12 protein-coding genes are annotated in these 14,801 nt (G+C 62.8%); 6 read left to right on the top strand and 6 right to left on the bottom strand.

From position 1 onward, the window contains the following. Positions 1-103: 103 nt before the first annotated feature. A complete protein-coding gene (locus IG197_RS30335; RefSeq protein ID WP_192320299.1) occupies positions 104-733 on the bottom strand; it encodes a hypothetical protein in 630 nt (209 codons plus the stop codon). A gap of 33 nt (positions 734-766) precedes the next feature. On the opposite strand from IG197_RS30335, the gene IG197_RS30330 reads away from it, so the two are divergent. The 4 genes from IG197_RS30330 (at position 767) to secD (ending at position 7,026) form a co-directional block, all read left to right on the top strand. Further along, positions 767-3,103, top strand: a complete 2,337-nt coding sequence (locus tag IG197_RS30330; RefSeq protein ID WP_192320297.1) for an ATP-binding protein — start codon at positions 767-769, stop codon at positions 3,101-3,103. 65 nt (positions 3,104-3,168) lie between these two features. Then, positions 3,169-3,873: a response regulator gene (locus tag IG197_RS30325; RefSeq protein WP_185910437.1), complete on the top strand. Its 705-nt coding sequence runs from the start codon at positions 3,169-3,171 to the stop codon at positions 3,871-3,873. Between the two features lie 138 nt (positions 3,874-4,011). Further along, positions 4,012-4,392, top strand: coding sequence for a hypothetical protein (locus tag IG197_RS30320; RefSeq protein ID WP_192320295.1), 381 nt, complete (start codon positions 4,012-4,014; stop codon positions 4,390-4,392). Positions 4,393-4,491: 99 nt separating this feature from the next. Further along, positions 4,492-7,026: a protein translocase subunit SecD gene (gene secD / locus IG197_RS30315; RefSeq protein ID WP_192320293.1), complete on the top strand. Its 2,535-nt coding sequence runs from the start codon at positions 4,492-4,494 to the stop codon at positions 7,024-7,026. A gap of 68 nt (positions 7,027-7,094) precedes the next feature. Here secD and IG197_RS30310 read toward each other — a convergent pair whose 3' ends face one another. Next, the gene (locus IG197_RS30310) at positions 7,095-7,358 is read right to left on the bottom strand and encodes a DUF1488 domain-containing protein (protein ID WP_182574363.1); all 264 of its coding nucleotides are present in this window, start codon (positions 7,356-7,358) and stop codon (positions 7,095-7,097) included. Positions 7,359-7,870: 512 nt separating this feature from the next. Between IG197_RS30310 and IG197_RS30305 the strand changes: the two genes are divergently transcribed. Then, on the top strand, positions 7,871-9,226 hold the full coding sequence (locus IG197_RS30305) for a glucoamylase family protein (protein WP_192320292.1): 1,356 nt from the start codon (positions 7,871-7,873) through the stop codon (positions 9,224-9,226). On the opposite strand, the gene IG197_RS30300 is transcribed toward IG197_RS30305, so the two are convergent. The 3 genes from IG197_RS30300 to IG197_RS30290 are packed head-to-tail and all read right to left on the bottom strand — an operon-like array spanning position 9,223 to position 11,889. Beyond that, positions 9,223-10,320 carry a histidinol-phosphate transaminase gene (locus tag IG197_RS30300; protein WP_192320290.1) on the bottom strand — a complete coding sequence of 366 codons (1,098 nt, stop codon included), beginning with the start codon at positions 10,318-10,320 and terminating at the stop codon, positions 9,223-9,225. The genes IG197_RS30305 and IG197_RS30300 overlap by 4 nt on opposite strands. A gap of 16 nt (positions 10,321-10,336) precedes the next feature. Further along, positions 10,337-10,936: a TetR/AcrR family transcriptional regulator gene (locus IG197_RS30295; RefSeq protein ID WP_192320288.1), complete on the bottom strand. Its 600-nt coding sequence runs from the start codon at positions 10,934-10,936 to the stop codon at positions 10,337-10,339. An 11-nt stretch (positions 10,937-10,947) separates the two neighbouring features. Continuing rightward, positions 10,948-11,889: a nucleoside hydrolase gene (locus tag IG197_RS30290; RefSeq protein WP_067967852.1), complete on the bottom strand. Its 942-nt coding sequence runs from the start codon at positions 11,887-11,889 to the stop codon at positions 10,948-10,950. A gap of 133 nt (positions 11,890-12,022) precedes the next feature. Between IG197_RS30290 and IG197_RS30285 the strand changes: the two genes are divergently transcribed. Then, entirely contained in the window at positions 12,023-13,348 is a 1,326-nt protein-coding gene (locus IG197_RS30285) for an FAD-binding oxidoreductase (RefSeq protein ID WP_192320287.1), read from the top strand. A gap of 5 nt (positions 13,349-13,353) precedes the next feature. Here the strand turns inward: IG197_RS30285 and IG197_RS30280 are convergent, their stop codons facing one another. Next, the gene (locus tag IG197_RS30280; RefSeq protein ID WP_371746578.1) at positions 13,354-14,604 is read right to left on the bottom strand and encodes a S41 family peptidase; all 1,251 of its coding nucleotides are present in this window, start codon (positions 14,602-14,604) and stop codon (positions 13,354-13,356) included. Positions 14,605-14,801: the final 197 nt, after the last annotated feature.

Raw genomic sequence — 14,801 nt, 5'->3', positions numbered from 1 at the left:
CGCGCGATTGCGCGAAAATGGCTCTCAGGCCGAAATAATTGAAACAAAGTGAGTGAGTTTCGACCTCATATCGAAACAGAAGGCTTGTAATCATCCGCCGCGCTCACGCCGCCGTGATGTGGCCGCGCTCAGGATTGAGGAGACGATCATGCGAGCTGGCGATCCGGCGGTGAATGTTCGGACGGGCTACGCGCTTTTCGACAGCGACGACATGCTTGTCGACGCCAATACCGAGATTTTCGGCGGCATTGTCCAGCCGCGCGGTGAGCAGCCGCCGATGGATGTCCTCGCAGCGGTCGCCCGGGTGCTTCGTCAGTTTGCCAGCTTCGACGGTCTTGTTGTGGAACAGACCGATGACTTCGTTCGGCGCGCCGCGTTGCGCTGGCGGCAGCCGAACGTGCCGCCGATCGAGGCGCAAACCGTCGACGGCGGCTGGAAACTGCTGACGAGCCACCCCCGCCTTGGCACCGGCATCGCGCTGATCAGCACCGACATTACCGAAATGAAGCTGGCCCAGATCGCACATCTCAACAGCGCCGAGATCTTCCGTTGTATCACCGACAGCCATCCGCTGCCGGTCTGGGTCGTCGACGAAGAAAGCAAACAGATCCTTTATGAGAGCCTCGACGGGTCGCACCTGCTTGGCCGCAAATGGCAGCCGCAACAGCAACAGCGCCTCACCGACCATTTTGTGAACCCGGACGAATTCGATCAGGCCTGTCGCCATGTCCACGGCAACGACATCTTGCGCGATTGCGAGATTGAGATGCAGCGTGAAGATGGCTCAAATGTCTGGTGCTCGACGAACTGGCGGCGGAGCGTCTTTCGTTCGCGCCCGTCGCTGGTCATCGGCGTGCTCGACATCACCGAGCGCAAGAAAGCCGAAGCAGCGGAACGCGAGGCGACATCGCTGATGCAACGGGTGCTGGACGCTTGCCCGTCGCCGACACGCATGTCGACGATCGAAGGCGAGACGCTCTATGCCAATCCCGCCAGCCGGGAACTCTACGGCGATCGCCCTCACATCGCTGACTATTATGTCAACCCGGCCGACCGGGAAATTCTGGTCAGCACCCTGCTGGACAAGGGCAGCATCGACGACTTCCGTGTGCGGCAATACTGTTCCGACAACACCATTTTCTGGGGCTCGCTTTCGGCGCGGCTGATCGACTTCCAGGGCAAGAAGGTGATCGTTTCCAACGCCACGAACATCAACGCCATGATCATGGCGCAGCAACAGACGCGCCAGGCAAACAACCGCCTGACCGACGCGATCGAGTCGCTGGCCGAAGGGTTCGCGCTTTATGACAAGGACGATTGCCTTGTCTTGGCCAACAGCCAGTATCGGAAGATGCATGCCATATGCGCCGACGTGCTGGTCCCCGGGGTGAACTGGTTCGACTTCCTGCGGGTGACTGCTGAACGCAGCCAGTTCCGTGTTCCCGGCGACAAGATCGACGAGTGGTTGGCCGAGCGGGCGAGGGATCGGCGCGAGTACCGCCAGCAGGAATTCCAGCATGCAGACGGCGGCTGGTTTTTCGTTTCGAACAGCCCGACACGGGAGGGCGGCTTCGTCGTCACCCGCCTCGACATAACCGAGCGCAAGCGAGCTGAACTGGCGGCCAAGGAAGCAGACGACCTCGTGCGCAGGGTCCTCGAGGCCAGCCCCGTCAGCATCCAGATGACGCGCGCCCACGACGGCAAGCAGCTCTACAGCAGCCCGGCGACGACGAGGTTGCTGGGCGATGTCGTTGGCGCGCTCGACCACTTCGCCAGTCAGGCGCATCGCGACGAATATATCGAACGCCTGCTGCGTGATGGCGCTGTCGATGAATTCGAAACACAGCTCAAGCGCAGCGACGGCCAGACATTCTGGTGCTCGATCTCGTCGCGACTGATCGATTTCCATGGCGAGCAGGTCATCGTCTCCCATACGCACGACCTGAGCGACCGCATCGAGCTGCAGAAGCAGGTCGAGCACCAGCGCGAGAAGCTGCACCAGAACGAGAAGCTGTCGGCTCTCGGCGGGTTACTGGCCGGTGTTGCCCATGAGCTGAACAATCCGCTGTCGGTGGTGCTCGGCATGTCGCTGACGCTGAAGGAAACATCGGTCGACGCTAAGACGGTCGAGCGAGCCGACAAGATCAGCAAGGCAGCGGAACGCTGCGCCCGTATCGTCAAGACCTTCCTGGCAATGGCCAGGCAGCAGCCGACGCGCGCCACGAATGTGTCGATAGACGAGGTTGTTTCGGCAGCTCTCGAAGTGGTCAACTATTCGATCCGGTCTTCCGACATCCAGCTCATGTTCGATCTTGAGCCGGATCTGCCGGCGATCTGGGGTGACCCCGATCAGCTCAGCCAGGTGCTGATCAACCTGCTGGTCAATGCCGAGCACGCGCTCCACCATTGGGAGGGGTCAAGGAAGATACTCGTTGCCACGGGACGGCATCCGGAATGCGGCAACATCACCATTAGTGTCACCGATACTGGCCCCGGGATTGCGGAAGAAATCCTGCCGCGCATCTTCGAGCCGTTCTTCACCACCAAGGAGGTGGGCGCCGGCACGGGCATCGGCCTGTCCTTCTGCCATCGCATTATCCAGGCCCATCAGGGAACGATCGAGGTCGAGACCATGCCTGGCGGCGGCTCGACCTTTGTCGTCTCGCTGCCGGCTTCCGACCGGTTCGTCGAAACGTCAGGACCTTCAGACGACGAGCCGGAGAACTCGGCAGGGCTTTCATGCCTGGTGGTGGACGACGAGCGGGAGGTTGCCGACCTGATCGCCGAGGTCCTGATGCGCGACGGCTTCACTGTCGTCGTTGCGCGCTCGGGCGAAGAGGCTCTGACACAGCTCAGGAAGCGGACGTTTGCCGTCATCCTGAGCGACCTGAAGATGCCGAGCATGGATGGCCGGCGGCTCTACAACTACATCGCCGACTACCACCCGGCCGAAGTCGACAGGCTCGCCTTCCTGACCGGCGACACGATCAGCCCCGACGCGCAGGTGTTCCTGCGCGCCACCAAGCGGCCCTATCTGGAAAAGCCGGTGAAGCCGATCGAACTGCGCCGGTTTGTTTCAGGCCTGGTCGTCAGGCAGGTGTGAGGGATGTCGTTTGATTTGCCGCCCTCGCCGAAGCGAGGTAGTTTTCCAGTCGAGGTGAGGACCCGGTGACTGCCATTTCGCAGATCGTCGTTTGCGATGACGAGCCCGATGTCCGCGACATGGTCGCGGAATATCTGGAACGCCACGGCTATGCCGTGACGACAGCCGATGCCGGGCCGGCCTTGCGCCAGATCGTCGAGAGCCAGCCCGTCGATGTCGTGATCCTCGATATCCGCATGCCCGGCGAAGACGGCCTCTCGCTGGCGCGCTACCTGCGCGAGCATTCCGAGGTGGCGATCATCATGCTGACGGGCTCGGCCGAGATCATCGACCGGGTCGTCGGTCTCGAGATCGGTGCCGACGATTATATCGGCAAGCCGGTCGACCTGCGCGAACTGCTGGCGCGGGTGAAGGCCGTGCTGCGCAGGACAACGGGCAGGGATCGTGTTGCAGAAAATGCGCTTGGGCCCCAGAGCGCCCAATTCGGCAGCTGTCGATTGGACCTTGAGCAGCGCAAGCTGTTCGACGCCGACGGCCTTGATATCGCGATCACCCCGATGGAATTCCGGCTGCTCAAAGTGTTCGCCGAGAACAGGGGGCGGATACTCAACCGTGACCAGTTGCTCGAACTTGCGCATGACCGCGGCTGGGATCCGTTCGACCGCAGCATCGACATCCGAATTTCGCGGCTGCGCAAGAAAATCGAGACTGACCCAACAAAGCCCGAGGTGATCAAGACCATTCGCGGGGTCGGCTATCTCTACGCCTGATCAGGCAACAGGCCTTGCGTTTGCACCGGTGTGCTCGCCTCAGGCAGCGAGACTTGCTTGGCGTATCCATCAAAATGCCGTACTGGGAGGCGTCTTGGGCAATTCAGCCCCAGAGATCACGGACCGCGCCACCGCCTGATGCACCAGACCAAGGCATATAGATCGCTTGCGACCGGCCTTTTGCCGGCCATGCTGCTGTGCTTGGCGGTGATGCTTGGCGGGTCGCTGGTCGACAGCCTGCCTCAGGCATCGTGTGCCACAGAGCCCGCTTCGGGTCAGATGGACGCACGCGGACGGCATGGCGGCCCCGCCATTCCCGAACGATCGTTCGTCGTCGTCGATTGGCGTAGCGTCAAGGCGATGCCGCAGCACGATGACGGCAAGTCGGCAATCATCCCTTCCAGGATGGACATGCTTGCGATGGCCATTGCCCGTCCGCAGGCCGATCTCGTCTTGCAGACGGATGTCTTGCCCTCTGGGCCGACCTATGGCGCTCGCGCGCCGCCAGCAATCTCCTGACCATTTGTGAATGGTGCGGCCCGACGCCGCGCCGCTGAACGAACAGCCGTCGTCCGCGCGTCCCGACGCCGCGGCGACGGCCTTTGCAGGATAGATCATATGCGGACCTCCCGATGGGTGGTGTGGACATACACCATCATCATTCTGGCCGGCATCATTGCCGCGCTTCCCAACGTTCTGACCGCCAAGCAACTGGCGGCATTGCCAAGCTGGTTCCCGAAACAGCAGGTCACGCTCGGCCTCGATCTCCAGGGCGGCTCGCACCTGGTGCTTGAAGTCGATGCGGCGGCCCTGAAGACAGACCGCCTGCGCTCGCTGCTCGACGATGTGCGCGGCGCCCTGCGCAAGGAGCGCATCAACGCATCTTCGGCGCGACTTGCCGGTGATGCCATTGTCGTCAACGTCGCCGACGATGCGCAGCGCGCAAAGGCGCTGGCAACGCTGCAGGCACTGGCTGTTCCCGTCAGTGGCGGCCTCGGCCTTGGCGGCGGCACGCCGGACATCGAGGTCACCACTGCCGACGAGCAGATCAAGGTCGTGCTGACCGAGGCTGGCCAGCGCGACAAGCTCGACGCAGCCCTTCAGCAGAGCCTCGAGATCGTGCGCCAGCGTGTCGACCAGGTCGGCGTTGCCGAGCCGACGATCCAGCGGGTCGGCAGCGACCGCATGCTCGTCCAGCTACCCGGCCTGCAGGATCCGACCCGTTTGCGTGAGCTGCTTGGCAGCACCGCCAAGATGACGTTCCACATGGTGGCCAATGTCGCCAATGGCGAACCGTTGCCGCGTGGCGTCACCATGCTGCCCGACGCCAAGTCCGGCGCACAATATCCCGTCGAGGACCGTGTCGCGCTCGATGGCGCACGCCTCACCGATGCGCGCGCCGGCTTTGACCAGCGCACTCAGGAACCGCTCGTTTCGTTCCGCTTCGACAGCGTCGGCGCGCGCCAGTTCGCCGAGATCACCGCCGCCAATGTCGGCAAGCCATTCGCCATCGTGCTCGACGGCAAGGTGCTGTCGGCGCCAAACATCCGCGAACCGATCACCGGCGGTTCCGGCCAGATCAGCGGCAGCTTCAGCGTTGAAGAGACCGTGACGCTGTCGGCGCTGCTGCGCGCCGGCGCGCTGCCGGCACCGCTGACCGTCATCGAAGAGCGCACCGTCGGTCCCGACCTGGGCGGCGACGTCATCAAGATGGGCATCTACACCGGCATCGCCGGCTTCGTGGCCGTCGTGCTGTTCATGGTGGCGCTCTATGGCACCTGGGGCATGATCGCAAATTTCGCGCTCTTGCTGCACCTGATCCTGACCTTCGGTGTGTTGACGCTGATCGGCGGCACGCTGACTCTGCCTGGCATTGCAGGCATCATTCTCGGCATCGGCTTCGGCGTCGACGCCAACATCCTGATCAATGAACGCATCAGGGAGGAATCGAAGAAGGGGCTCAGCGCCTTCGCCGCCTTGGACAACGGCTTCAAGCGCGCGTACTCGACGATTGTCGACGCCAATGTGACGTCGCTGATCGCCACCGGCCTGCTGTTCATGTTCGGCTCCGGTCCGGTGCGTGGCTTCGCCATCACCATGTTCCTCGGCACCTGCCTGTCGATGTTCACCGCCGTTTCGGTGACCCGTATCCTGATGGCGGCAGTCGTTCGCCGCAGGCGCCTGAAGACCATCACCATCGAACCGCTGGTCCGCTTCTTCCCGGAAAAGACCTCGATCTCGTTCATGAAGGCGCGTTATCTCGGTATCGGCATGTCGATCTTCCTGTCGCTGGCCTCGATCGGCCTGTTCTTCAAGCCGGGTCTCAATTACGGCATCGACTTTAAGGGCGGCATCCAGGTCGAGATCGCGACGTCGACGCCGGCCGACCTGGCGCAACTGCGCAGCACGCTGGGCGGCTTGAACATCGGCGAGGTGGCGCTGCAGCAGATCGGCAGCGACGGCAACGTGCTGATCCGTGTCCAGCGCCAGGAGGGCGGCGAGGTGGCGCAGACCGCTGCCGTCGACACCATCAAGTCAGCGGTGCAGAAGCTCGACCCGAGCGTGAAGTTCGAACGCACCGAAGTGGTTGGACCGAAGGTCAGCGGCGAGCTGGCGCAGTCCGGCATCATGGCGGTGGTGCTGGCAGCCCTTGCCATGCTGGTCTACATCTGGTGGCGCTTCGAATGGAACTTTGCCATCGGCGCCATCGCCACGCTGGTGCTGGATACCACCAAGATGGTCGGCTTCTTCGCGCTGTTCGGGCTGGACTTCAACCTGACGGCCATTGCCGCGCTTTTGACCATCATCGGCTATTCGGTGAACGACAAGGTGGTTGTCTATGACCGCATGCGTGAGAACCTGCGCCTGTACAAGAAGATGCCGCTGCGCGAGATCATCGACATGAGCATCAATCAGGTGTTCGCGCGTTGTATTTACACCTCCGTCGCCATCCTGCTGTCGATGCTGCCGATGGCGATCTGGGGCGGCAGCGCGGTCGAGAACTTCGCCGTCCCGATGGTCTTCGGCGTGTTCATCGCAACGACGTCGTCGATCTTCATCGCAGCACCGATCCTGCTCCTGCTCGGTGATTGGTGGCAGCACCGCAGTGCAGGCCGCGAGCCATCGACTGCGGTTGCCGCAACCAAGGCCTAGCTGTCCCTGTCGGAGCCGTCCTTGTGGCGACTCCGACAAAAGCCGACCTCAGGCCGGCCGGAAGCGCGTCACTTAAAGTCGTATGCGGTCAGCACATACAGGCGCTTGCGCCCGTGAGAATAGACTTCACGAGCGACGTCCTGGATTGAGATGCGAGCTGCATCGAAGGCGGCAAGATATCGCGTTTCATTGTCAACCGCCGGCTGGCTGGCTTTGAGCGCCTGAACCTCGACGAAAAACGGAACTTCGAACGTGCCGTCGTATCCAAGGAAACGTATGGCTTTTCTCGCGGCGTCATAACTGCGGCTTCTGTTGGGAAAGGCAAGTGTCATCGGTTGCTCCAATACAATGTCGTCGGGAAGATCAGATTGCCGAAGGGCGCCCAACGAATGGTGAGCCACCAAGGCGCTAGGTCCCAGGCGTAGCTTTGGCTTCCTGCGGATTGGAACCCAAACGTCCATCGCCTGGAAATCGGTTCGCTCTAATCAGGGGCGCCGATCGCGCTCATGTTTTCGGAATTCAGACAGTTGGAAGACAAGGGTGTCCTCCTTTCAGTTGGGGCTAGGGCACGATGGCCGCCCTCAATCAGCCGCGCCCTAAGACGAGCGGCCGACAATCGACCCTGCGCCTTTATTAAGTTCCCGTCTATGCGGATTGTGAAATATTTCGCGCGGCAAACGATTCTGAAATGGCAATGAGCAGAGCCACGTAATACGTGGCGCGTTGCATTTGGATTTGCTTGCGCTGGGCAAAGTCAAGCGCCGAGGGCGTATGGATTGGGGTGCGTCTGGTTAGCTTGCGCGAATGAGCGTCTCAACGACGCATTTGGCTGCATACTGGCTTCATGATTCTTGCCTCCTGTCGGACGCCCGACCTTCCAAACGATGCGCTCGAATTTGCTGATGACGTGCTGCTCGATATCGTGCAGCGGCAGACGATCCGCTATTTCTGGGAGGGTGCCCATCCGGTCAGCGGTCTTGCCCGCGACCGCCAGAAGACCGCTGGCGATGCGCCGAACGATCTCGTGGCGATCGGTGGTTCCGGCTTCGGGATCATGGCCATCATCGTTGCGGTGGAGCGCGGCTGGGTCGATCGCGCTGAAGCCCTTCATCGATTGCATCGGATGCTCGATCTGCTTGAGGGCTCGCCGCGCTACCACGGCATGTTGCCGCATTTCATCAACGGCAGTACGGGCGACACCATTCCGTTCCGACGAAAGGACGATGGCGCTGACATCGTCGAGACGGCGTTTCTATTTCAGGGCCTGATTTGTGCCCGCGAATATCTTGATCAGACTGCGAGCGAGGAGCAGCGTTTTCGCGCTCGGGTGAACACGCTGCTGGCTCAGGCCGAGTGGGACTGGTTTGCGCGGAAAGGCAAGCTCTACTGGCACTGGAGCCCCAGACATGGCTGGGCCATGAACAATCCGATCGAGGGTTGGAACGAGTGCCTACTTGCATTCGTTCTTGCGGCGGGATCGCAGCATCATGCCATTGATCCGGATTGCTACCACGACGGTTTTGCTCGCGCCCCAACCTTTGAAAACGGGCGTAACTACAACGGAATCGTCCTGCCGCTTGGACCTAACTTTGGCGGACCGCTCTTTTTCGCGCACTACTCCTTTTGCGGGCTCGATCCCAACGGTCTCAGTGATCGCTATGCCGACTATTGGCAGCAAAATACTTGCCACGCATTGATCAACCACCAGCATTGCGTGCTCAACCCGCATGGTCACAAAGGCTATGGCGCGGATTGCTGGGGGCTTACCGCGTCTCACGGGCCGACTGCCTACATCGCGCATGCTCCTGACAGGGATGTCGGGGTCATTACGCCGAGTGCGGCCCTGTCCAGTTTTCCTTATGTGCCCGACCAGGCGATGGCCGCCCTACGCGGTTTCCTGACCAAGCCGAGGGATCGCATCTGGGGTCGTTTCGGCTTTGTCGATGCGTTCTGCGAAAACCGCAACTGGTATGCCCGGACCTATCTGGCCATAAACCAGGGCCCCATCGTCGCAATGATCGAAAACCACAGAACCGGGCTCTTGTGGAAGCTGTTCATGGGGGCTCATGAAGTCCGGCTTGGTCTTGCCAGGTTGGGTTTCACCAGAACTGGAGCCAAACAGCAGAAGGACCACCTAGGTGCGGACACCGTTCACGCTTCGCCCTCCCGGCGCAAAGCAGCTGGGTTTGTTGCGACCTAGCCGTTGGCGGCACGTACCTCGATGCGCAACAGGGCGAGCATTTCATCGAGATCGGCCCGGTCGGCGATCGAGATGCGCAGCCATTCCGGCAAGCCGTAGTCTTCGTTCGAGCGGATGATGAAACCTTTCCTGGCCAGCCGCGCCACGGTCTCCTGGGCCCAACCGGTATAGGCGCCGGGCAGGCGGACGAAGGCGAAGTTTGCGGCACTCGACGAAATCTCGAAGCCAAGCTTGCGCAGTTCGCCTTCGAGATAGTCGCGTTCTTCGGCGGTGCGGGTCCGCACGTGCTGGACGAAGTCCTGTTCGCCGACCGCGACAGTAGCCGCCACCTGAGCCAATCCGTTGACGTTGCCGATGCCGCGGACATTGTTCAGCGCCGAAACCACCTCCGGATAGGCATAGGCCCAGCCGGCGCGTGCGGAGGCCAGGCCGTAGGCCTTGGAGAAGGTGCGGGTGACGATGACGTTGGGGTGGTGATCGGCGGTCTCGAAGGTCGCGACCGCCTCGGCCGGGTCGACATATTCGGCATATGCGGCGTCGAGCACCAGGACGACGTGTGACGGCAGTTCGCGCGCCAGCCGCGCCACCTCGTTCATCGGCACCACCGAGCCGGTGGGATTGTTGGGATTGGCGAGGAAGACGACGCGCGTCTTGGGCGTAACGGCGGCCAGCAGCGCATCGACATCGACAGAGAAGTCGGGGCCAAGCGGTGCTTCGACCGCCTTGGCGCCGAGGCGATAGGCAACGATGGCGAACTGCAGGAAAGAATAGGCCGGAAACAGGATCTCGTCGCCGGCGCGTGCATAGACGCGGCCGACGGCATCGAGCAATTCCTCCGAGCCGTTGCCGCAGACGATGCGGGCGGGGTCGAGATTGAACTGCTTGCCGATCGCCGCGCGCATCGTTCCGCAGTTCGGGTCGGCATAACGATAGACGTTGGGAGCTGCCTCCCGAATAGCCTCGACCACGCCGGGCGCCGATCCGAGCCAGCTTTCGTTGAGGCCGAGATTGACGACGCGTGCCGCACCCGTGGTGTCGATTTTCTTGACGACGGTCAGCGTTCGGGCGGACAGGTAAGGGACTGGCAGGGACATTTCGCTTCCTTGAAGTCTAGTCGGAGCCGATCAGGATCTTGGTGTAGAGCGAGCGGAAGCGCTTGCGGTCCGCCGGCGGCTCCTTGAAGTGAGTGGCGTAGTAGCCGATCTGCTGGAAATAGGTGATGCGGGCGCGGATCAGGCTCTCGTCCTGGTCATAGCCCATCGCGGCAAAAGCCCGGACAAGCAGCGCCATACGAAAATCGTCCTGTGCCTGCACCTTGCGGGCGATCACTGCCGAACCGCGCGCCCAGTCGCGGATGGCGAGATCAAGCCGCGGGCTGAACGGGTCCTCCCTGATCCACACGCCGGTTACCGCGTCGAAGAAGGCCGGGCCGTCGATGACCTCCTGGTCGATGAGTGCCTCGAACGGCTTGCAGTTGCGCTGACGCCATTCCTCGAGAAGGCTGTCGAGCAAATCCTTCAGGTTCCTGAAGTGGAAGTAGAAGCTGCCGCGCGTGACCTTCAGCTGTTTCGACAGGTGATCGATCTTGACGTTGGCGATGCCCTTCTTTTCCAGCGCAGCGATGGCAGCGGCAATCCACGCCTCGCGCGACAGCGTTTTCCGTGCTTCGGACCTGGCCGATCGTTCGGGAGACGTCGGGCTGCGCTTCATCTCGTCGTTCCTCAGGGGAGGTTGCCGAAGCGCTCCAGCATCAGCGCGAAGAAACCATCGGCGTCGATGCGGCGCAGCACGTTGCAGTTCTTGCGGCGACCGGTGACGTGCCACCAGTCGACGACGGTCATGCCGATGGTCTCGGGCGACATCAACTCGATTGTGACGTTGCATTGCTTCTGCTCGTAGAGATGCGGTGCGAGCAGGTAGCCGGTGACGCAGGCGTCGTGGATCGGCCGGGCCTCGGTCGGGAATTTGTGCGAGCCGTACTGGCGGTAGAAATCGGCCATATTGGCGGCTTCGATTGCCGAACGGGTGCCGAGCGCACGCAATTGCTGCAGCCATTCCGGCGTCATCTGGGCGGTGTAGGTGCAATCGATGCCGGCCATGGTCACCGGCACGCCGGAATCGAACACGACCGCAGCCGCATGCGGGTCGACCCAGATGTTGAATTCGGCGGCCGGGGTTGCATTGCCGCCCTCGAAGAAGCCGCCGCCCATCAGCACGACTTCGCGGATGCGCGGGATGATGCGCGGCTCCATCACCATCGCCATGCCGAGATTGGTCATGGGTCCAAGCGTGCAGACGGTGATTTCGCCTTCGGGGGCGGCCATCAACGTGTCGACAAGGAAGTTGACGGCATGCTTGTCCTGCAGCGGCTTTTCCGGCTCGGGCAGGACGCAGCCGTCGATGCCGGTCGGGCCATGGACATATTCGGCGGTCTTGAGCGCCTTGACCATCGGGCGCGAGCAGCCGGCATAGACCGGCACGTCGGACCGGCCAGCGAGCTCGGCGATCTGCAGCGCGTTGCGCGAGGTCAGCGCCAGCGGCACGTTGCCGCCGACGGTGGTCAGCGCCAACACCTCGAGCTCGGGCGAGCCCAGCGCGAACAGGATGGCAAAGGCGTCGTCCTGGCCGGGGTCGGTGTCGATGATGATCTTTCGCGGCGACATGGCTCTTCCCCCCGGTTCGATCGCCGGATAGCTTCGGCGGCATTGCATGGATTGGGCGTCAATGCATACAGTACTGTATGTTATTTTCAAGACGGGTTGGCAGACCTCCCGTTGGCACATCGGGGAGAAATGAATGGGGCCTTCAGTCGATCCGGTGCCCGCTGGCGACATCCAGCCGAAGATCGCCGACGTCGTCATCGTCGGTGGCGGCATCATCGGCGTCAGTGCTGCGCTGTTCCTGGCGAGGAAGGGCATTTCGGTCGTCGTCTGCGAGAAGGGCCACGTCGCCGGCGAGCAGTCGAGCCGCAACTGGGGTTGGTGCCGGCGCATGGGCCGCGACCCGCGCGAGCTGCCGCTGATCGTCGAAGCGTTGAAGATGTGGGGCGGCATCGAAGAGCTGGTCGGCGAAGACGTGGGCTTTCGCCGCACGGGCATCCTGTATCTCTGCCAGGACGAAAGCGACGTCGAGCACCATGCCGAATGGGTGAGACGCGCCGGCGACTATGCGCTCGACTCGAAGATGATCGAGGGAAGAGCGCTGGCCGATCTCATGCCCGGCGCGCAAAAGACGTTTAGGGCAGCACTGCACACGCCGAGCGACGGCAGGGCCGAGCCGCAGAAAGCAGCACCCGCGATCGCCCGTGCCGCCCAGCGCGCCGGCGCACGCATCCTTTTGCGCTGCGCGGTGCGCGAGATCGAGACCGAAGCGGGCCGCGTCTCGGGCGTGGTGACCGAGAACGGACCGATCCGGGCGAGCACTGTCGTCGTCGCCGGCGGCGCGTGGTCGAGCCACCTCTGTCGATCGGTCGGCATCCGCTTGCCGCAACTTGCCGTGCGCTCGTCGGTGATGCGTACCGGTCCTGTCGAAGGCGGCCCCGATGGCGCTGCCTGGACGGAAGGTTTTGCCTACCGCAAGCGTCTCGACGGCGGCTACACCATCGCCGACGGCACCATCAGCTATCATCATGTGAACCCCGACAGCTTCCGCTACTTCACCGATTTCCTGCCGATCCTGTCGCGGGAGTGGCGCTCCATCGGCCTGCGCTTCGGCGATTTCCTCGGTGGCCCATTCGGGCTTTCGCCCAGGCTGGAAGGCGAGGGCAGTGTCTATGAGCGGCACCGCACGCTTGATCCCGAACCGGCAGTTGCCCCGCTCGAGGCTGCTCGCGCCAACATGGAGAAGGTCTTCCCGGTGCTGAAAGGCGTACCCACGCTGCAGCGCTGGGCCGGCTTCATCGACGCCACGCCGGATGCCGTGCCGGTGATTTCGCCTGTCAAATCGCTGCCCGGGCTGGTCATCGCCACTGGCTTTTCCGGCCACGGTTTTGGCATTGGCCCGGCCGCCGGGCGACTTACAGCCGATATCGTCACCGGCGACACGCCTTTGGTGGCCCCCACGGCTTTTCGCTACGAGCGCTTCATCGACGGCACCAGGCATCGCCCGACGACAGGGGTGTGATGGGCTCAGCCGCCGGCGAGGATGCGCTGCATCTCTTGCACGGCGGCATTGCGTTGCGGGTCCCGGCCCGCGGCGTAGGGCAGGCTGAAAGCCACCGGAATGTCGGGTGCGACGCCGATCCCCTCCAGCCGCACATCGTCGCCGATGACGGCGTCGGAGACCGCCACTTCGAGCAGGCTGTCGTCGGGCAGCAGATAGGCACGCCCGGCCAGCAACGCGCCGGCGGTGCGGGCGCCGACGAGCGGAATGCCGTTGCTCTTCAACGCATAGGCGAACAGTTCCAGACCGCTTCGCGCGCCTTCGCCGATGATCGCGACAACAGGTTTTTGCCAGCGCATATTGGCAAGTGTCGCCTCGCCCTTGCGCGGGATGAGCCGGAATGTCGGTGTGTCGCCGACAAACAGCTCGGCCGCATCGGAAGGGCCGCCGCCCCAGCGGCCGCGCAGGTCGACGACCATGCCGTCGACGTCCTTGAGGCGACCGTCGGCCATTTCACGGGCAACGATGTCGAGACCATCAGGTGCCGAAAGGGTCCATAGCCTGACATAGCCTATGCGCTTTCCGTTTTGCTCGGAGACGCCGACGCTTGCCTCGATCGCCTGCTCGAATGTCCTGAGCGGACGCAGCCGCTCCACCGCTACCTTGACGGTCGTGGGTTCGGCACCGGCGTTCCGGCGCAGCCTGATCTCGACGGTGCGGCCGACCTTGTCGCTGAATGATGCAATCTCATGATAGGGCGCGCCGTCGACCGAAAGGATCTCGTCGCCAGTCAGGATCCCTGCCCGGGCCGCCGGGGAGCCGTCATAGACGTCGCTGACGAACAGCGACCCTGCCAGCGGTTCGGCGATCATGCCGATGCCGGGATAGCTGACCTGGCCGTCGGGCGGAAACAGCCGCCGCATGTCGTTGCGGATGGCAAAGCGGAAGATGTCGGCGAGCTCGAAGTACGCGATCGTGTCGGGTTCGAAACGGCCGGTGTGGGAGGACTGAAGACTGGCAAGCACGATATCGATCGCCTTGTCGACCCGCGTCTCCGAACTGTTCGCGTTGAGTGGCCCGGTACCGATTTCCTGCCTGACTGCTGCGCTGAACCGTGGCAGCGCCGAGGCGTCGTGGAAATTGTCGATGACGAGCTCGACGGCGCGGTCAAAGACGGCGTTGCCCGATTTCGGCGGTGCCTCATCCGCCATAGCTGCCAAAGGCTGCAGCAGATGGAGGGCTGTCGCCATGAGGAAGCCGAGGGTCTTGATGTCCATGGGCGGTTCCTTCTCCGGTCCATTATCGGCCTAAGCGGCGGCAGGACGAGCCCCCTTGCTGACAAGTTTGCGTGAGCGGAACTGGCGCCATGCATGCGGTGGCCGGGTAGGTTTCACCCTATCCGACAGGGGGTCGGCACATCTGAAAGAGTAGGCCCGGTCCAACGCCCAAAGGTCCGCGAATCTATCCCGGCAGG

Source organism: Aminobacter sp. SR38 (assembly GCF_014843375.1).
Classification (GTDB): Bacteria; Pseudomonadota; Alphaproteobacteria; order Rhizobiales; family Rhizobiaceae; genus Aminobacter; species Aminobacter ciceronei.
This window is presented reverse-complemented; position numbering and strand designations above follow the sequence as displayed.

Coding starts and splice junctions, on each gene's coding strand:
- IG197_RS30300 (WP_192320290.1), bottom strand. CDS start 10,320: ATGTCCCTGCCAGTCCCTTACCTGTCCGCCCGAACGCTGACCGTCGTC.
- IG197_RS30330 (WP_192320297.1), top strand. CDS start 767: ATGCAGCGTGAAGATGGCTCAAATGTCTGGTGCTCGACGAACTGGCGG.
- IG197_RS30295 (WP_192320288.1), bottom strand. CDS start 10,936: ATGAAGCGCAGCCCGACGTCTCCCGAACGATCGGCCAGGTCCGAAGCA.
- secD (WP_192320293.1), top strand. CDS start 4,492: ATGCGGACCTCCCGATGGGTGGTGTGGACATACACCATCATCATTCTG.
- IG197_RS30305 (WP_192320292.1), top strand. CDS start 7,871: ATGATTCTTGCCTCCTGTCGGACGCCCGACCTTCCAAACGATGCGCTC.
- IG197_RS30320 (WP_192320295.1), top strand. CDS start 4,012: ATGCACCAGACCAAGGCATATAGATCGCTTGCGACCGGCCTTTTGCCG.
- IG197_RS30290 (WP_067967852.1), bottom strand. CDS start 11,889: ATGTCGCCGCGAAAGATCATCATCGACACCGACCCCGGCCAGGACGAC.
- IG197_RS30310 (WP_182574363.1), bottom strand. CDS start 7,358: ATGACACTTGCCTTTCCCAACAGAAGCCGCAGTTATGACGCCGCGAGA.
- IG197_RS30280 (WP_371746578.1), bottom strand. CDS start 14,604: ATGGACATCAAGACCCTCGGCTTCCTCATGGCGACAGCCCTCCATCTG.
- IG197_RS30285 (WP_192320287.1), top strand. CDS start 12,023: ATGGGGCCTTCAGTCGATCCGGTGCCCGCTGGCGACATCCAGCCGAAG.